This is a genomic window from Streptomyces sp. NPDC002018, assembly GCF_042890865.1.
Classification (GTDB): Bacteria; Actinomycetota; Actinomycetes; order Streptomycetales; family Streptomycetaceae; genus Streptomyces.
Genome location: NZ_JBIASO010000016.1, coordinates 52,228 through 73,068, shown reverse-complemented (window position 1 = coordinate 73,068; position 20,841 = coordinate 52,228). Strand labels below are relative to the sequence as shown.

At 75.2% G+C, this 20,841-nt stretch carries 1 protein-coding gene (only partly in view); it reads left to right on the top strand.

Annotation, left to right across the window (positions count from 1 at the left end; translation table 11 throughout):
• Positions 1-20,841, top strand: partial view of a type I polyketide synthase gene (locus ACFYYH_RS24705; RefSeq protein ID WP_388554924.1) — the 3' portion only. The gene continues 8,430 nt to the left of window position 1, outside the view; the window shows 20,841 of its 29,271 coding nt (coding positions 8,431-29,271); its start codon lies beyond the left edge, outside the window; the stop codon is at positions 20,839-20,841.

The window sequence follows — 20,841 nt, the reverse complement described above, 5'->3', positions numbered from 1 at the left end:
GACGAGCGCCCGAGCACCGCGTACCCGCCGCTCACCGACGGGCTCGCGCTGACCGTGGCCCTCGTCCAGGCACTCGGCGACACCGGCGCACGAGGACGGCTGTGGACCGCCACCCGGGGCGCCGTGTCCACCGGCCCCGCCGACCCGCTCACCCACCCCGTCCAGGCCGCCGTCTGGGGTCTGGGCCGGGCCGTCGCCCTGGAGTACCCGCGCCTCTGGGGCGGTCTGGTCGACCTGCCCGAGGTCCTCGACCAGCGGGCCGCGCAGCGCCTCGCCGGAGTGCTCGCCACCAAGGACGCCCCCGACGGCGAGGACCAGGTGGCCCTGCGCGCCTCCGGGGTCCACGGACGCCGGCTCGTGCGCCATCCCGTCGAGGAACTGCCCGCCGCCCGGGAGTTCACCGCCCGGGGCACCGTACTCATCACCGGCGGCACCGGCGGCCTCGGCGCCGAGGCGGGCCGCTGGCTGGCCCGCGCGGGCGCCGAGCGGCTCGTCCTTTCCAGCAGGCGCGGCCCCGACGCGCCCGGCGCCGCCGCGCTCCGCACCGAACTGGAGGAGCTGGGCGCACGTGTCGAGATCGTCGCCTGCGATGTCTCCGACCGCGACGCGCTCGCCGCCGTCCTCAGGGACATCGAGGCCGGGACGCCACTGACCGGAGTGGTGCACACCGCGGGCGTCGGCCAGTTCGGGCCGCTCGACGGGACCGGTCTCGCCGAATTCGCCGGACTGACCTCGGCGAAGCTCGCCGGCGCCGCCCATCTCGACGAACTGCTCGGCGACCGCGCACTCGACCTGTTCGTCCTCTTCGGCTCCGTCGCCGGGGTCTGGGGCAGCGGCGGCCAGAGCGCCTACGGCGCCGCCAACGCCTACCTCGACGCCCTCGCCGAACACCGGCGCGCCCGTGGACTGACCGCCACCTCCCTCGCCTGGGGGCCCTGGGCCGGGACGGGCATGGCCGCCGACGAGACGGTCTCCGGCACCTTCGCACGCCAGGGCCTCGGCCTCCTGGAGCCGGGCCCCGCCATGACCGAACTGCGCCGCGCGGTCATGCACGGGGAGACCACCGTCACGGTCGCCGACGTCGACTGGGAGCGCTACGCCCCGGTCTTCACCTCGGCGCGCCCCAGCGCCCTGCTCGCGGACCTGCCCGAGGTACGGGCCCTCGCGGACGCCGCCGGACCGCGGGACCCCGGCAGGGCCTCGGAGTTCGTCACCCGCGTACGGGCCCTGTCCGAGGCCGAGCAGACCCGGCTCCTCGCCGGGCTCGTACGGAGCGAGGCCGCGGCCGTCCTCGGCCACAGCTCCGCCGACGGAGTACCGGAGGCACGCGCCTTCCGCGACATCGGCTTCGACTCGCTCACCGCCGTCGAACTGCGCAAGCGCCTGTCCACGGCCACCGGACTCACGCTGCCCAGCACCATGGTCTTCGACTATCCGACCCCGCTGGAGCTGGCGCACTATCTGCGGGCCGAGATCCTCGGCGCCGTCCTGGAGACGGCCGGTCCCGTCACCACCGGGGCCGCCGACGACGAGCCCCTCGCCATCATCGGGATGAGCTGCCGATTCCCCGGCGGCGCGGGCTCCCCCGAACAGCTCTGGGAACTGGTCACCCAGGGGACCGACGCGGTGTCGGAGTTCCCCGCCAACCGGGGCTGGGACGCGGGCGCGCTCTTCGACCCCGACCCGGACCGGCCGGGCAGGACCTACTCGACCCAGGGCGGATTCCTGCACGAGGCGGACGCGTTCGACCCCTCCTTCTTCGGCATCTCGCCGCGTGAGGCCCTGGTGATGGACCCCCAGCAGCGACTGCTGCTGGAGACCACCTGGGAGACTTTCGAGCGGGCCGGCATCGACCCCGTCGCCGTACGCGGCAGCCTCACCGGCACCTTCATCGGCTCCAGCTACCAGGAGTACGGACTCGGCGCCGGGGAGGGGACCGAAGGCCATATGGTCACCGGCAGCAGCCCCAGCGTGCTGTCCGGACGGCTCTCCTACGTCTTCGGTCTGGAAGGCCCGGCCGTCACGGTCGACACGGCCTGCTCCTCCTCGCTCGTCGCCCTGCACCTCGCCTGCCAGTCGCTGCGCAACGGCGAGTCCACGCTCGCCGTCGCGGGCGGCGCCACGATCATGACGACCCCCGCGCCGTTCGTCGCCTTCAGCAGGCAGCGGGCGCTCGCCCAGGACGGCCGCTGCAAGGCCTTCTCCGACGACGCGGACGGGATGACCCTCGCCGAGGGCGTCGGCATCCTGCTGGTCGAGCGGCTCTCCGACGCCCGGCGCAACGGACACCCGGTCCTGGCGGTGATCCGGGGCTCCGCGATCAACCAGGACGGCGCGTCCAACGGCCTGACCGCCCCCAACGGCCCCTCGCAGCAGCGGGTCATCCGGCAGGCCCTCGCCAACGCGCGCCTCTCGCCGTCGGACATCGACGCCCTGGAGGCCCATGGCACCGGCACGCCGCTCGGTGACCCGATCGAGGCCCAGGCGCTGCTGGCCACCTACGGCCGCGAACGCGGCCCGGAGCACGCCCTGCTGCTCGGCTCGGTCAAGTCGAACATCGGACACACCCAGTCGGCGGCGGGTGTGGCGGGTGTGATCAAGATGGTGATGGCGCTGCGTCATGGTGTGTTGCCGCGTACGTTGCACGCGGAGGTGCCGTCGTCGCAGGTCGACTGGTCCTCGGGTGCGGTGCGGCTGTTGTCGGAGGCGGTGCCGTGGCCGGAGACGGGCCGTCCGCGGCGGTGCGCGGTGTCGTCGTTCGGCATCAGCGGCACCAACGCGCACACCCTGCTGGAACAGGCCCCCGTCGAGGAGGAACCCGAGGAGGCCGCGCCCCCGGCCGGGCCGCTGTCCGTCGTGGACGGCGCGGTGCCGTGGGTGCTGTCGGCCCGGACCGGCTCCGCGCTGCGCGAGCAGGCGGCGCGGCTGCTGTCGTACCTGGAGACGAGCGACCCCGCACCGAGGCCGCTGGATGTGGCCCACTCGCTGGTCTCGTCCCGCTCGGCCTTCGAGCACCGGGCCGTGCTCGTGCCGGCCGCGGGGGAGGACCCGGCGGCGGCCCTGAGCGCGGTGGCGACGGACAGACCGTCGTCCGTGGTCGCCCGAGGTGTGGCCGATGTCGAGGGGAAGACGGTGTTCGTCTTTCCGGGGCAGGGGTCGCAGTGGGTGGGGATGGGTGCGCGGCTGCTGGAGGAGTCGCCGGTGTTCGCGGCGCGGTTCGCGGAGTGCGGGGCTGCTCTGGATGAGTTCGTGGACTGGTCGTTGGAGGATGTGGTGCGGGGTGTGGAGGGTGCCCCGTCGTTGGAGCGGGTGGATGTGGTGCAGCCCGTCTCGTTCGCGGTGATGGTCTCGCTCGCCGAGGTGTGGCGTTCGTACGGGGTGGAACCCTCGGCGGTCGTCGGCCACTCGCAGGGGGAGATCGCTGCCGCGGTGGTGTCGGGGGCGTTGTCGCTCGGGGATGGTGCGCGGGTGGTGGCGTTGCGGAGTCAGGCGATCGGTCGTCGTCTGGCGGGGTGTGGCGGGATGATGTCGGTTCCGTTGCCGGTGGCCGAGGTGGAGGGCCGGCTGGAGGCGTGGGCCGGCCGGGTTTCGGTCGCGGCGGTGAACGGTCCGCGTTCGGTGGTGGTCTCGGGTGAGCCGGGTGCGTTGGACGAGTTGTTCGCGGGGTTGACGGGTGAGGGGGTCCGGGTCCGTCGTGTGGCGGTGGACTATGCCTCGCATTCGGCGCAGGTGGAGGATCTGCGGGAGGAGCTTCTGGATGTGCTGGGGCCGGTGCGTCCTGGTGTGTCGCGGGTGCCGTTCTTCTCCACGGCGACGGGTGGGTGGCTGGACACGGGGGAGATGGACGCGGGGTACTGGTTCCGCAATCTGCGGCAGCGCGTGCTCTTCGCCGACGCGATCCGTGCGCTGCTGGGCGAGGGCCACCGGACGTTCGTGGAGGTCAGCTCCCACCCCGTCCTGACCATGTCGGTACAGGACATGATCGACGAGACCGGGGAACCGGCGGTCGCCGGCGGAACACTCCGCCGCGACCACGGAGGCCTCTCGCGGTTCCTGCTCTCCGCCGCCGAACTGTACGTACGCGGGGCCGGGATCGACTGGAGCGTGCTCTTCGCGGACACCGGCGCCCGGCGCGTCGACCTGCCCACCTATGCCTTCCAGCGGGAACAGCTCTGGGCCGTACCGCCGGTGGCGGACCGTACGGGCGTGGCGGACCCCGTGGACGCGGAGTTCTGGGCGGCGGTGGAGGAGGCGGACATGTCCGCGCTGACCTCCGCGCTGGGTACGGACGAGGAGGCGGTGGCGGCGGTGCTGCCCGCGCTGTCGTCCTGGCGCAGGTCGCGCCGGGACCGCTCCACCGTCGACTCCTGGCGCTACCGCGAGTCTTGGACACCGGTCGGCACGGTCCCCCGGACCCCGCTGTCCGGCGTCTGGCTGGTGGTCTCCGCCGGGGCGCACGACGACACCGATGTGGTGGACGCGCTGACCGGACAGGGCGCCGAGGTGCGGCGGCTCGTCCTGGACGAGTCGTCCCTCGACCGTGAGGCACTCGCCGCGCTGCTGGCCGCGACCGGCGGGACCGACGGGACGGGCGAACACTGCGGCACCGGCGAGCCGGGCGCTGCCGACGAGTCCGCCGGGTCCGACGAGTCCGCCGGGTCCGGCCGGCACGGCGGGACTGATCCGGGCGTCGGGAGCGCCGGGATCACGGGCATCAGCGGGATCGTCTCGACGCTCGCCGCCGCCGAGACACCCTCCGAGCGCCACCCCGGCCTCACCCTCGGCCTCGGGCTGACCGTCACCCTCGTCCAGGCGCTCGGCGACGCGGGGATCGACGCCCCGCTCTGGTTCCTCACCCGGGGCGCGGTCTCCACCGGCCGCTCCGACACACTCGTCTCGCCCGTCCAGGCGCAGGTGGCCGGAGTCGGCTGGACGGCGGCCCTGGAACACCCCCAGCGCTGGGGCGGTGTCGTCGATCTGCCCCCGGCCCTGGACCCGCGGGCCGCCGCGCGGCTCGCCTCGGTCCTCGCCGGCGCGCTCGGCGAGGAGGACCAGCTCGCCGTCCGCTCCTCCGGCGTGTTCACCCGCCGTATCGTGCGGGCCGCGGCCGGCGACCGGGAACCCGCCCGCGACTGGGCCCCGCGCGGCACCACGCTCGTCACCGGCGGTTCGGGAACGCTCGCGCCGCATCTCGCGCGCTGGCTCGCCGCGCGGGGCGCCGGGCATCTCGTCCTGATGAGCCGCCGTGGCCCGGACGCCCCGGGCGCGGCCGAACTCGTCGCGGAACTGGCCGAGCTGGGCACCGAGGCGACCGTCGCCGCCTGCGATGTGACCGACCGCGAGGCCGTGGCCGCGCTGCTGGCCGGGCTGCGGGCCGAGGGCCGTACCGTACGCACCGTCGTCCACACCGCCGCGCTGATCGAACTCCACTCACTGGCCGAGACCGGCCTCGACGCCTTCGCCCGGGTCCTGCACGCCAAGGTGGCCGGAGCCCAGGTCCTCGACGAACTGCTCGACCACGACGAGCTGGACGACTTCGTCCTCTACTCGTCCACCGCGGGGATGTGGGGCAGCGGCGCCCACGCCGCCTATGTGGCGGGCAACGCGTATCTCGCCGCGCTCGCCGCCCACCGCCGGGCCCGCGGCCTGCCCGCGCTCTCCCTCTCCTGGGGCATCTGGGCCGACGATCTCCAGCTCGGCCGGGTCGACCCCGCGTCGATCCGGCGCAGCGGTCTGGAGTTCATGGAGCCGCAGCTCGCGCTCAGCGGACTCGGCCGCGCCCTGGACGACGACGAGAGCGTCATCGCCGTCGCCGATGTCGACTGGGACACCTACTACCCCGTCTTCACCTCCGGCCGCCCCACCACGCTCTTCGCCGAGGTGCCCGAGGTACGGAGGATCACCGAGGCCGCCGAGCGGTCCACCGGCACCGTCGCCGAGGGCGAGTTCGTGACCCGGCTGCGCGCGCTGGCCCCGGCCGAGCAGCAACGGCTGCTGCTGGAGACGGTCCGTACCGAGGCCATGGCCGTCCTGGGTCTCTCCTCGCCCGACGCCCTGCCCGACCAGCGCGCCTTCCGCGATGTCGGGTTCGACTCGCTCACGGCCGTCGGGCTGCGCAACCGTCTCGCGTCCGTCACCGGACTGACGCTCCCGACGACCATGGTCTTCGACCACCCCAGCCCCGCCGCGCTGGCCGGTTTCCTCGGGACCGAGCTGTCGGGCGCCCGTACGGTGGCCGGGGGACCGGCGCCCGCCGCGCTCTCCGGCACCGACGACGACCCGATCGCCGTCATCGGGATGAGCTGCCGCTACCCCGGCGGGGTGACCTCCGCCGAGGAGCTGTGGCGGCTCGTCAGGGAGGGCGCGGACGCCATCTCCGGCTTCCCCGCCGACCGCGGCTGGGACGCCGAGGGGCTCTACGACCCGGACCCCGACCGGCCGGGCAGGACCTACTCCGTCCAGGGCGGATTCCTGCGGGACGTCGCCGACTTCGACCCCGCCTTCTTCGGGATCTCCCCCCGGGAGGCGGTCTCCATGGACCCGCAGCAGCGGCTGCTGCTGGAGACGGCCTGGGAGGCCTTCGAGCACGCCGGGATCGACCCGGTGACCCAGCGCGGCAGCCTGACCGGCACCTTCGTCGGCGCCAGCTACCAGGACTACGCGTCCGCCGTGCCGCACGCCGCCGAGGGCTCCGAGGGCCACGCCATCACCGGCACGCTCTCCAGCGTGCTGTCCGGGCGGGTGTCGTACCTCTTCGGCTTCGAGGGCCCGGCGGTCACGCTGGACACGGCCTGCTCGTCCTCGCTCGTCGCGATGCACCTCGCCTGCCGGTCGCTGCGCGACGGCGAGAGCTCCCTCGCGCTCGCGGGCGGGGTGAGCATCATGTCCACCCCGCTGTCCTTCGTGGGCTTCAGCCGGCAGCGGGCGCTCGCGGTGGACGGGCGGTGCAAGGCGTACGCCGACGCCGCCGACGGCATGACCCTCGCCGAGGGCGTCGGCCTCGTCCTGCTGGAGCGGCTCTCCGACGCGCGGCGCAACGGCCATCAGGTGCTGGCCGTGGTGCGCGGCAGCGCGGTCAACCAGGACGGCGCGTCCAACGGACTGACCGCGCCCAACGGCCCCTCCCAGCAGCGGGTGATCCGCCAGGCGCTCGCCAACGCGGGACTGCGTCCGGCGGAGGTCGACGTCATCGAGGGCCATGGCACCGGCACCGCGCTGGGCGACCCCATCGAGGCACAGGCCCTGCTCACCACCTACGGACAGGACAGGGACCCCGGGCATCCGCTGCTGCTCGGTTCGGTCAAGTCCAACATCGGGCACACCCAGATGGCGTCGGGCGCGGCCAGTGTGATCAAGATGGTCATGGCGCTCCAGGAGGGCGTCGTACCGAAGACGCTCCATATCGACACCCCCTCCTCGCACGTCGACTGGTCCTCGGGCGCCATCGACCTGCTGACCGAGGAGACCGACTGGCCGGAGAGCGGCCGTCCCCGGCGCGCCGCCGTCTCCTCGTTCGGGATCAGCGGCACCAATGTGCACACCATCCTGGAACAGGCGCCCCCGGCCGAGCCGGTCGAGGAGCCGGGGCATTCCGGGGAGCCCGACGGCGACCGGGAGACCGGCTCCGGCGGCGACCGGGAGAGCGGCTTTGACGGCGACCGGGAGGCCGGCTCCGGCGTCGTGCCGGTGCTGATCTCCGCGCGGAGCGAGGCGGCCCTGCGCGCCCAGGCGGGCCGGCTGCTCGCCCTGGTGGAGGAGCGGCCCGGCACCCGCCTCACCGATCTCGCCTTCTCCCTGGCCACCTCGCGAGCGACCCTGGACCGCCGGGCCGCGGTCGTGGCACGGGAGCGCGACGAACTGCTGCGCGGTCTGCTGGCGCTGCGCGACGGACTGCCCGGCCCCGGAGTGGTGCAGGGCGGCACGGGCCGTGGCCGTACGGCGTTCCTGTTCACCGGACAGGGCAGCCAGCGTCCCGGCATGGGACGCGAACTGTACGCGCGCTTCCCGGTGTTCGCCGACGCGCTCGACGCCGTACTGGCCCATCTCGACGGTGAGCTGGACCGGCCGCTGCGCGAGATCCTCTTCGCCGCCGAGGGCTCTCCCGAGGCCGCCCTGCTCGACCGGACCGGGTACGCGCAGCCCGCGCTGTTCGCCGTCGAGACCGCGCTGTTCCGGCTCGCCGCGTCCTGGGGCGTCACCCCCGACTATCTGGCCGGGCACTCCATCGGTGAACTCGCCGCCGCGCACGCCGCGGGCGTCCTCTCCCTGGCGGACGCGTGCGCCCTGGTGGCGGCGCGCGGCCGGCTGATGCAGGCGCTGCCCGAGGGCGGTGCGATGGTCGCCCTCCAGGCCACCGAGGACGAGGTCCTGCCGCTGCTGGCGGAGGCCGCCGGCCAGGTCTCGGTCGCGGCCGTCAACGGCCCCTCCTCGGTGGTCGTCGCCGGGGTGGAGGACGCCGTCCTCGCCGTCGCCGCGGCCTTCGGGGCGCGGGGGCGCAAAACCGGCCGGCTGCGGGTCAGCCATGCCTTCCACTCGCCGCTCATGGACCCCATGCTCGACGACTTCGCCCGGGTCGCGCGCGGCCTCACCTACCACCCGCCCGTCATCCCCCTCGTCTCCCAGGTGACCGGCGCGCTCGCCACCGACGATCAGGTGTGCTCCCCGGAGTACTGGGTCCGCCATGCCCGTGAGGCCGTCCGCTTCGCCGACGGGGTCGGCTGGCTCTCGACCCAGGGCGGCGTACGGACCTTCCTGGAACTCGGTCCCGACGGGGTGCTCTGCGGCATGGCGCGCGAGAGCCTCACGGAGGAGCCCCGTACCGCCCTGCTGCCGCTCCTGCGCGGCGACCGCCCCGAGACGCGGGCGCTCGTCACCGCGCTGGCGGGTGCTCAGGTCAACGGTGTGGACGTCGACTGGCACGCGTACTTCGCGGACAGCGGAGCGCACCGGATCGCCCTGCCCACCTACCCCTTCCAGCGCGAGCGCTACTGGCCCGAGGCACCGGCCGGCGCGGCCCCTGGGACAGCCCCCGGGGCGCGGAGCGCCACGAGCGCCGCCGACGACGAGTTCTGGTCGGCCGTCGAGCGCGACGACGTACGGGCGCTGGCGTCCTCGCTCGGCCTGGACGACGCCACCGTGACCGCGATGGTGCCCGCCCTCGGCGCGTGGCGCCGCCGCCGGGGCGAACAGTCCGCCATGGACGCATGGCGCTACCGGGTGGCCTGGAAGCCGCGCTCCGGCTCCGCCGCCCCGGCCGCGCTCCGCGGACGCTGGCTCGTCCTGGCACCGGCGCGTACGGAGGACTCCCCCTGGTCCGACGCGGTCGTCGCCGCCCTCGGCACGGAGACCGTCGTCGTCGAGGTCACCGGGACCGACCGGGCCGGGCTCGCCGAACGGCTGGGCGGAACGCTCGCCGGAGGGACCGGGTTCGCCGGGGTCCTGTCCCTGCTCGCCCTCGCGGGCGGCGACGGCGCGGCCCGCCCCGAGGTGCCCGCCGCGCTCACCCTCACCACCACGGCTGTCCAGGCACTCGGTGACGCGGGGATCGACGCGCCGCTGTGGAACGTCACCCGGGGCGCCGTGTCCGTCGGCCGCTCGGAGCATGTGATCAGCCTCGACCAGGCCGCCGTATGGGGCCTCGGCCGCGCCGTCGCCCTGGAACTGCCCGGCCGCTGGGGCGGCTGCGTCGATCTGCCCGAGCAGCTCGACGCCCAGGCCGCCCGGCGGTTCCGGAGCGTCCTCGCCGCCGCCGACGGCGAGGGCGAGACGGCCGTACGCGCCTCCGGTGTCTTCGTACGGCGCCTCGCCCACAGCCCCGCCCCGGCGGCGGACGAGCGGCGCCCGCTCGACCTGTCGGGCACCGTTCTGATCACCGGCGGCACCGGCGCCCTCGGCGCCCAGGTGGCCCGCGGACTCGCCCGCGAGGGCGCCGGCCGTCTGCTGCTCGCCGCCCGGCGCGGCGAGGACGCCCCCGGCGCCGCCGCGCTCCGCGCCGAACTGGAGGCACTGGGGGCGAGGGTCACCGTCGCGGCCTGCGACGTCGCCGACCGCGACGCACTGGCCGTCCTGCTCGCCGCCGTACCCGAGGACGCCCCGCTCACCGCCGTGATCCACACGGCCGGCGTGGTCGAGGACACCACCGTGGACGCGCTCACCCCCGACGGCTTCACCGCCGTCCTGCGCTCCAAGGTGGTCGCCGCGCGCCATCTCCACGAGCTGACCGCGGACCTGGACCTCTCGGCGTTCGTGCTCTTCTCCTCGACGGCCGGTGTCATCGGCGCGGCGGGACAGGGCAACTACGCCGCGGCCAACGCCTATCTGGACGCGCTCGCCGAGTACCGGCGGGCCCATGGACTCACCGCGCTCTCCGTCGCCTGGGGCCCCTGGGCCGGATCCGGCATGGCGGCCGACACCGCCGGGATCGAGAGCCGGGTACGGCGCGGCGGATTCGAACCGCTCGCGCCGGAACCCGCCGTACGGGCACTCCTGCGCGCCGTCGAGCACGACGACACCGCGCTCGTCCTCGCCGACATCGACTGGAGCCGCTTCGTCCGCGCCTTCGCCGCGGCCCGCCCCCTGCCGCTCGTCGCCGACCTGCCCGAGGTACGGCGGTCCGCCGCGGCCGACGGCGCGGGCGCGGTCGCCGGAGCCGGGGAGTTTGCACTGCGCCGCCGGCTCGCGGAACTGCCGGAGGCCGAACGCGCCGGACATGTGCTCGATCTGCTGCGCGCCCAGGTGGCCGCCGTGCTCGGCCACCCGGACGCGCGGACCGTCGAGGACGACCGGGCCTTCCGCGATCTGGGCTTCGACTCGCTGACCACCCTCGAACTGCGCAACGCACTGGCCGCCCTGACCGGGCTCACCCTGCCCGCCTCGCTCGTCTACGATCTGCCGACCCCGCGTGAACTGGCGGACTTCCTGCTGGCCGAGCTGCTCGGCTCGCTGCCCGAGGCGGCGGAGCCCGTGGCGGCGGGCCGGCCCGTGGACGACGACCCGATCGCCGTCGTCGGCATGAGCTGCCGCTTCCCGGGCGGGGCCGACTCGCCCGAGGAGCTGTGGCGGCTGCTCGACGAGGGCGGTGACGGCATCACGGCGTTCCCGGCCGACCGCGGCTGGGACATCGAGGCGCTCGGCGCGGGCGCCTCCGACACCCTCCGGGGCGGATTCCTCGACGGCGTCGCCGACTTCGACGCCCGCTTCTTCGGGATCTCCCCGCGTGAGGCGCTGGCCATGGACCCGCAGCAGCGGCTGCTGCTGGAGACCACCTGGGAGGCGCTGGAACGGGCCGGGATCGACCCGACCGCCCTGCGCGGCTCCACCACCGGGGTCTTCGTCGGCACCAACGGCCAGGACTACGTCGAGGTGCTGCGCCGCTCCGCCTCCGACGTACGCGGCTACGCGGCCACCGGCAACACCGCGAGTGTCATGTCGGGCCGGCTCTCCTACGCGCTCGGCCTGGAGGGCCCGGCCGTCACCGTCGACACCGCCTGCTCGTCCTCGCTGGTGGCCCTGCACTGGGCCGGCAAGGCGCTGAGCGCCGGGGAGTGCTCCCTGGTGATCGCGGGCGGGGTCTCGGTGATGTCCGGCCCCGACTCCTTCGTCGAGTTCTCCACCCAGGGCGGTCTCGCCTCCGACGGCCGGTGCAAGGCCTTCTCCGACAGCGCCGACGGCACCGCCTGGTCCGAGGGCGTCGGCATCCTGGTACTGGAGCGGCTCTCCGACGCCGTACGCAACGGCCACGAGGTCCGCGGCATCATCCGCTCCACCGCCGTCAACCAGGACGGCGCCTCCAACGGACTGACCGCGCCCAACGGCCCGTCCCAGCAACGGGTGATCCGCCAGGCCCTCGCCGACGCCGGACTGACCGCCGCCGACATCGACGCCGTCGAGGCACACGGCACCGGCACCACCCTGGGCGACCCGATCGAGGCCCAGGCCCTGCTGGCCACCTACGGCCGGGACCGGGAACACCCGCTGCTGCTCGGCACCGTCAAGTCGAACATCGGTCACACCCAGGCCGCCGCCGGGGTCGCGGGCGTCATCAAGATGCTGCTGGCCATGCGCCACGGCACCCTGCCGAAGACCCTGCACATCGACACCCCCTCCACGCATGTCGACTGGTCCTCGGGCGCGGTGGCGCTGCTGCGCGAGGCGGCGCACTGGCCCGAGACCGGCCGTCCGCGCAGGGCCGGCGTCTCGGCGTTCGGCGTGAGCGGGACGAACGCGCATGTCATCGTGGAGCAGGCACCGGCCGTCGAAGCGGCGGCGCAGGCCGCTCCCGGGCAGGGCAACGAACCGGCCGCCCCGCCCGCCGCCGTCCCTGCCGCCCTCCCCGTCACCGTCCCCGCCGCCGCGCCCGGCGTCCTTGCCCCGGCCGTGCCGTGGATCGTGTCCGGCAGGACCCGGGAGGCGCTCCAGGCCCAGATCGAGCGGCTCACCTCGTTCGCCGCCCGCGACACCGCGCCCTCCGCCCTCGACATCGGCGCCTCCCTCGCCACGGACCGTACGGTCTTCCCGCACCGCGCGGTGCTGCTCGCGGGACCCGACGGCGTACGGGAGATCGCACGCGGCACGGCGGGCCGCGCCCCCGGCAGGACCGCGTTCCTCTTCTCCGGCCAGGGCAGCCAGCGCGGCGCGATGGGCCGGGAGCTGTACGGGCGCTTCCCCGTCTTCGCCGAAGCGCTCGACGCGGTCCTCGCCCATCTGGACACCGAGCTCGAATTCCCGCTGCGCGAGGCGCTGTTCGCGGACCCCGGCACCTTCGAGTCGGAACTGCTCGACGAGACCGGCTGGACCCAGCCCGCCCTGTTCGCCCTCGAGGTGGCGCTCTTCCGGCTCGTCGAGTCCTGGGGACTGACCCCGGACCTCGTGGCCGGTCACTCCATCGGTGAGATCGCCGCCGCCCATGTGGCGGGCGTGTTCCCGCTGGCGGACGCCTGCCGGCTGGTCGCGGCACGCGCCTCGCTGATGCAGGCGCTCCCGAGGACCGGCGCGATGGTCGCGCTCCAGGCCACCGAGGACGAGATCACCCCGCTGCTCGGTGAGGACGTCTCGATCGCGGCGGTCAACGGTCCTGAGGCACTGGTCGTGGCCGGTGCCGAGGACGCCGTGCTGGCGATCGCCGGGCGGCTCGCCGCCGAGGGCCGCAGGACGAAGCGGCTGCGGGTCTCGCACGCCTTCCACTCGCCGCTGATGGACCCGATGCTCGCGGACTTCGCGCGGGTCACCGAGACCCTCGTGTACGAGGAACCCCGGATCCCCGTGGTGTCGAACCTGACCGGCGCCGCCGCGGCCCCGGACGAACTGCGCTCGCCCGCCTACTGGGTACGCCATGTCCGGGAGACCGTGCGGTTCGCCGACGGGGTACGGACCCTGTGCGACGCCGGGGTCGCCGTCTTCGTGGAGCTGGGGCCCGACGGAGTGCTCTCGGCGATGGCCCGGCAGAGCCTGGACGGAGCCGGACCCGCTCCCGTGGCGGTGCCGCTGCTGCGCGCGGACCGGAGCGAGGAGACGGCCGTGATCGCCGCGCTCGCCACCCTGCACACCCGGGGCGCCGGGCCCCGGTGGGCCGCCTTCTTCGACGGCACCGGCGCCCGCCGGGTGGAGCTGCCCACCTACGCGTTCCAGCGCGAGCGGTACTGGCCAGAGGCCGCCGCACCGGCCGCGCCCGGCCCGGCCGGAGACATGCCGGGCGGTACGACGAGCGGTACGACAGGCGGTACGACGGGCGGAACGGGCGGTACGAACCGTACGACGGACCCGGTGGACGCCGCGTTCTGGTCGGCGGTGGAGCGGGAGGACCTGGAGTCGGTGGCCGCCTCGCTCGGCCTGGACGGCGACACCGTGACCACGGTGGTGCCCGCGCTCTCCGCGTGGCGCCGCCGCCGGGACGAACGGGCCGCCGGGGCGAACTGGCTCTACCGCGAGGCCTGGAAGGAGCTGCCCGCGACCGCCGGGGCCGAACCGCGGGGCACCTGGCTGGTGCTCGTGCCGGCCGGCGCCGGGGACGCGTGGACGGCCGCCGCCGTCGAGGCGCTGGGCCCGGACACCGTACGGGTGGAGATGGGTCCGCCCGGGGCCGACGGCCTCTCCGGCACCGGCGGTGTCGCGGACGCCACCGAGGACACGGAGACGGCCGCGCGGCTCGCGTCGGCATGCGCGGACGGGACCCGCTTCACCGGGGTGGTCTCCCTGCTCGCCGCCGGAGCCGGTCGGCTGCCCGCCGACCGGGCCAGGCCCGCCGCGCTGCTGGCGGCCCTGGCCGAGGCGGGTGTCGAGGCGCCGCTGTGGTGCGTGACCCGGGGAGCGGTCTGCGTCACTCCGTCCGAGCCGCTGCTCCACCCGGGACAGGCCGCCGTCTGGGGCGAGGGCAGGGTCACCGCGCTCGAACACCCCGGCCGCTGGGGCGGACTGATCGATCTGCCGGAGTCGCTGGACGAGCCGGCGCGCACCGCCTTCGCCGGGGCTCTGACCGGACGGGACGGCGAGGACCAGATCGCGGTCCGTGCCACCGGAGCGTTCGGCCGGCGCCTGGTCCGCGCCGTACTTATGACACCCACGGGACCCGCGACACCCACCGCATCCACGGGACCCACGGGACCCACGACGTCAGGGGGGTCCACGACATCGGCGGGACCGGCGGCGGGCGGCTCGTGGCGGCCCACCGGCACCGTGCTCGTGGTGGGCGGTACGGGCGCCATGGGCGGCCGGGTCGCCCGCTGGCTGGCCCGCGAGGGCGCCCGCCATCTGCTGCTGACCGGCCGCCGGCCGTCCGACCTCGCCGGGTCCGAGACGCTCGTGGCCGAACTGGAGCGGCTCGGCGCGACGGTCACCCCGGCCGTCTGCGACGTGTCCGACCGGGCCGCGCTGACCGCGCTGCTGGCCGCCGTTCCCGAGGACGCGCCGCTCACCGCGGTCGTCCACGCCGAGGAGCCGGCCGGCGGCCCGTACGGCCAGGACACCGGCGACACGGGCAGCGCTGACACCGGCAGCGGTGACGGGGGCAGCACCGACGGGGGAAGTGGTGACGGGGCCGGCGGTGACGGGGCCGGCGGTGACGGGGCCGGCGGTGACGGGGCCGGCTCCGCCGCGGGCACCGGAGCCACCGCGCTCTCCTCTGCGCTCGCCGGAGTGCTCCAGCTCGACGCGGTCCTCGGTGACCGGCCGCTGGACGCCTTCGTCCTGTTCGGCTCGATCGCCGGGGTCTGGGGCGTACGCGGCCGGGAGACGGAGGCCGCCGTCGGCGCCGCTCTGGACGCCGTCGCCCGCCACCGCCGCGACCGGGGGGCCACCGCCCTGTCGGTCGCCTGGGGCGCCTGGACGGACGCCGTGGACCGGATCACGGCCGCGCATCTGCGGCTGAACGGACTGCCCGTCATGGACGCGGACGTGGCGCTCGCCGCGCTCGGCCGGGCCGTCGCCGACGGCGAGACGGCGGTCACCGTGGCCGACGTCCGCTGGGAGACCTTCGCACCCGCCTTCACCACGACACGCCGCGGCGCCCTGCTCGCGGACCTCCCCGAGGCACGCGCCGCCGTCGAGGCGGCCGACCGGGACCGGGGGGAGACGCAGTCGCGGACGAACACCTGCCGGCAGTGGCTGCTCGCCCTGCCCGGGACGGAACGCGCCGACGCGCTCCTCACCCTGGTCACCGAGAAGGCCGCCCTGGTCCTCGGCCACACGGACACCGGCACCGTCGAGTCCGATCTGCCCTTCCGCGACCTCGGCTTCGACTCACTGACCGCCGTCGATCTGCGCGACCAGCTCAAGGGGGCGACCGGGCTGGCCCTTCCCGCGACCCTGGTCTTCGACCATCCGACCCCCGCCGAACTCGCCGCCCGTCTGCGGACCCTGCTCCTCGGCGAGGAGCCCGCCACCGCGGCGGTCCCGGCCGTCCCCGCCGGGCTCCCGGCCCGGACCGCCGACGATCCCGTCGTGATCGTCGGCATGGCCTGCCGCTACCCGGGCGGTGTCACCTCCCCCGAGGACCTGTGGCGGCTCGTCACCGAAGGGACCGACGCCGTCGGAGAGTTCCCCACCGACCGCGGCTGGGACCTCGACACCCTGCTCGGCGGCCCTCCGGAAGGCGGACGCGGACGCAGCGCCACCGGCCACGGCGGCTTCCTCCACGATGCGGCCGACTTCGACCCCGGACTCTTCGGCATCTCGCCGCGCGAGGCCCTCGTGATGGATCCGCAGCAGCGCATCGTGCTCGAAGCCGCGTGGGAGGCGCTGGAGCGGGCGGGCATCGACGCGACGACCCTGCGGGGCTCCACCACCGGTGTCTATGTCGGAGGAGGCAGCGGCGACTACCGGCCGCCCGCCGAGGCGGGCCAGTGGGAGACCGCGCAGTCCGCGAGCCTGCTGTCCGGCCGGCTGGCGTACTCCTTCGGCCTCCAGGGCCCCACGGTCTCCGTGGACACGGCGTGCTCCTCGTCGCTGGTCGCCCTGCACCTCGCCGCCCAGGCCCTCCGTTCCGGCGAGTGCTCGATCGCCCTCGCGGGCGGGGTGACCGTGATGGCCACCCCGGCGGGCTTCGTCGAGTTCAGCGCGCAGGGCGCGCTCTCCGCCGACGGCCGGTGCAAGGCGTTCTCCGAGGAGGCGGACGGCACCGGCTGGTCCGAGGGCGTGGGCATGCTCGTCGTCGAGCGGCTCTCCGACGCGCGCCGCAACGGCCACCGTGTACTCGCGGTCCTGCGCGGCTCCGCCATCAACCAGGACGGCGCGTCCAACGGACTGACCGCGCCGAGCGGACCCGCCCAGCAGCGGGTGATCCGGCAGGCCCTCGCCAACTCCGGTCTCTCGCCCGCCGAGGTGGACGCGGTGGAGGCCCATGGCACCGGCACCAGGCTCGGGGACCCGATCGAGGCCCAGGCGCTGCTCGCCACCTACGGCCAGGACCGCGACCCGGAGCGCCCCGTACTGCTCGGCTCGCTCAAGACCAACATCGGCCACACCCAGGCCGCCTCGGGGGTCGGGGGCGTGATCAAGATGGTGATGGCGATGCGCCACGGCACCCTGCCCAAGTCCCTGTACGCGGAGCACCCGACGTCCCATGTGGACTGGACGGCGGGTGCGGCGCGGCTGCTCACCGAGCAGGTCGACTGGCCGGACGCGGGCCGGCCGCGCCGCGCCGGGGTCTCCTCGTTCGGCGCCAGCGGTACGAACGCGCATCTCATCCTGGAACAGGCACCGCCCGCCGAGGCCGAGGCCGAGTCAGTCTCCGGCTCCGGCTCCAACTCCGGCTCCGACTCCGGGGCCGAGGGGTCCTCCGGCTCCACGGACATGGCTCCCGAGCCGCCCGCGCGCGTCCCGGAGACGCTGCCGGTACTGCTCTCGGGACGCACCGGTAACGCGCTGCGCGCCCAGGCCCGCAGGCTCCTCGCCCAGATGACGGACCGTCCGGACGGTTCGCTGACCGATCTCGCCTTCTCGCTCGCGACGACCCGTTCGGTCTTCGAGCACCGGGCCGCCATCACGGTCACGGAACGCGACGAGCTGCTCGACGGCCTCGCCGCCCTGGCCGAGGGCAACACCCTGTCGCGGCTCGTGGAGCACAAGGTGGAGAAGGCGGGCAAGCGCGCCTTCCTCTTCTCCGGCCAGGGCTCGCAGCGGCTGGGGATGGCCCGTGAGCTGTACGAGCGGTTCCCGGCCTTCGCCGAGGCGCTCGACTCCGTACTGGCGGCGCTGGACGCCGCGTTGGACCATCCCGCGTACGGCGGGCCGGACGGCGGTCCCGGCCGTCCGCTGCGCGAGGTGATCTGGGGCACCGACGCCGACGCGCTCGACGACACCGGCCGGGCCCAGCCCGCGCTGTTCGCCGTCGAGGTGGCGCTGTTCCGCCTGGTGGAGTCCTGGGGACTGACCCCGGACCTGGTGGCCGGTCACTCCATCGGTGAGATCGCCGCCGCCCATGTGGCGGGCGTCTTCTCGCTGGAGGACGCGGTCGGTCTGGTCGCGGCCCGCGCGGGCCTGATGCGGGCGCTGCCGGCGGGTGGTGCGATGGTCGCCGTCCAGGCCACCGAGGACGAGATCACCCCGCTGCTCTCCGGCCGGGTCTCGGTCGCCGCCGTCAACGGCCCGCAGTCGGTGGTGATCTCGGGTGACGAGGACGCGGTGCTGGAGGTGGCCGCCGAACTGGAGCGGCGGGGCCGCAAGACCAGCCGGCTGCGGGTCTCGCACGCGTTCCACTCACCGCTGATGGACCCGATGCTGGACGCCTTCCGCGCCGTCGTGGAGCGACTGGACCCGCGGGCACCCCGTGTTCCGGTGGTGTCCAATCTGACCGGCGCCCTGGCCACGGCGGAGGAACTGCGCTCGGCGGAGTACTGGGTACGGCATGTCCGCGAGCCGGTCCGGTTCGCCGACGGCGTCAGGACGATGGCGGACCGTGGGGTGACCGCCTTCCTGGAACTCGGTCCCGACGGAGTGCTCTCCGCCCTCGCCCAGGAGTCGGCCCCGCCCGCCGCTCTGGCCGTGCCGCTCCTGCGCAGGGGCCGGGACGAGGAGACCACCCTGGTCACCGCGCTCGCCCGGCTGCATGTGCACGGCGCGGGCCCGGACTGGTCCGCGTTCTTCGCGGACACCGGGGCCCGCTGGGTGGATCTGCCGACCTACGCCTTCCAGCACGGCCGGTTCTGGCCGGACTCCCCGGCCGCCGCCCCCACGGCGGCACCGGAGACGGACACTACGGACCGCGCGTTCTGGGACGCGGTGGAGCGGGAGGACTTCGCCTCGCTGGAATCCGTTCTGGACGTCGAGGGGGACACCCTGTCCAAGGTGCTGCCCGCGCTGCTGGACTGGCGCAGGCAGCGCGACGAGGACTCGGTGGTGGAGGGCTGGCGGCACCGCGTCGTCTGGAAGCCGGCGGACGGTTCCGCCCTGGCCCACCGCGGGCCCCTCACCGGCACCTGGCTCGCCGTGGTGCCCGAGGAGCTGACCGACGACGCCTGGGTCCGCGCCGCGCTCGACGCCCTGGGCACCTCCGTCGTACGGCTCCCGGTCGGCGCCCCCGACCGTGCCACGCTCACCGGGGAACTCCGGGCCCGCGCCGAGGGGACAGCCCGCGCCGACGGGACGGCCGGGGCCGACGGGACGGCCCGCGCCGACAGTGGTGGGGCGCCGTTCGCCGGAGTCGTGTCGCTCCTGGCCCTGCGCGACTCCCTCACCGACGGCGTGCCCGAAGGAACCGCCCTCACCGCCGTGCTGCTCCAGGCCCTGGGCGACGCCGGGATCGGCGCACCGCTCTGGTGCCTCACCCGGGGCGCGGTCTCCGTGCGCCGCACGGACGAACCACGCCGTCCGCTCCAGGCCGCCGTCTGGGGCCTGGGCCGGGTCGCCGCACTGGAGTACCCCGAGCGCTGGGGCGGTCTGATCGATCTGCCCGAGACGCTGGACGAGCGCACGGCCGCCGGCCTCACCGGCGTGCTGGCCGGGCTCGACGGGGAGGACCAGGTCGCCGTACGGGCCTCCACCGTCCTCGCCAGGCGCCTGGTACGGGCCCCCGGCGAGCGGCCCGCCCGCGCCTGGGACCCGGACGGCACCGTACTGATCACCGGCGGCACCGGCGCCCTCGGCGCCCAGGTGGCCCGCAGGCTCGCCCGGGACGGAGTCCAGCACCTCGTGCTGCTCAGCCGCCGCGGCCCCGACGCGCCCGGCGCCGAGGAACTCCGGGCCGCGCTCGAAGAACACGGCACCACCGTCACCCTCACCGCGTGCGACGCCGCCGACCGGGGCGGACTGGCCGCCGTACTCGCGGACATCCCCGCGGAGCACCCGCTGACCGGCGTGGTGCACACGGCAGGAGTCCTCGACGACGGCGTGCTCGACCGGCTCACCCCCGAGCGGTTCGCGCCGGTGTTCCGCGCGAAGGTCACCTCGGCCCTGCTGCTCGACGAGCTGACGCGCGATCTGGACCTCACGGCGTTCGTGCTGTTCTCCTCCGCCTCCGCGGCCGTGGGCAACCCCGGGCAGGCCAACTACGCGGCGGCCAACGCGGTCCTCGACGCGCTCGCCGAACGGCGCCGGGCCCGGGACCTCCCGGCGACCTCGATCGCCTGGGGCGCCTGGGGCGGCGGCGGGATGGCCGACGGCGCGGGGGCCGACGAGGCCGCCCGGCGCGCCGGGATCGGCGCCATGGACCCGGAGCTGGCGTGCGAGGCACTCCTGCGCCTGGTCATGGAGGCCGAACCGACCGCGGTCGTCGCCGAAGTCGCCCTGGAACGCTTCACGGGAGCCTTCGGCGCGAGCCGGCCCAGCGCCCTGCTGCGGGAGTTCCCCGGCTACCGGGAGACGGTGGCCGCCGCCGCCCCCGGGAGCGCCCCGGCCGACGGCGGACTGCGGGAGCGGCTCGCGGGCCTGACCGCGCACCGCGCGCTGGAGGCCGTCGTGGATCTGGTCCGTACCCGCGCCGCCCAGGTACTGGGCTACCCGGACACGGACGCCGTCGGCCCCGAGCGGTCCTTCCGCGATCTCGGGGTCGACTCGCTCGGCGCCGTGGAGCTGCGCAACCAGCTCAACGCGGCCACGGGCCTGAGCCTGTCCGCGACGCTGGTCTTCGACCATCCCACCCCCACGGCCCTCGGTGAGCATGTGCTGCGGCAGCTCGTCCCCGACGAGGGCCCCGACGGCGGGACGGACGCCGAGGAGGCCGAGATCCGGGCCCTGCTGGCCTCCGTACCCCTGGCCCGGCTCCGTGACATCGGCGTACTGGAGCCACTGCTCCAGCTCGCCGGGCGGGGCGGCACGGCCGCCGCGGAGGACGAGGAGTCCGGCGAGGCCATCGACGCGATGGCCGTGGCAGACCTGGTGCGGGCCGCGCTCGACGGCCGGTCCGACCTGTAG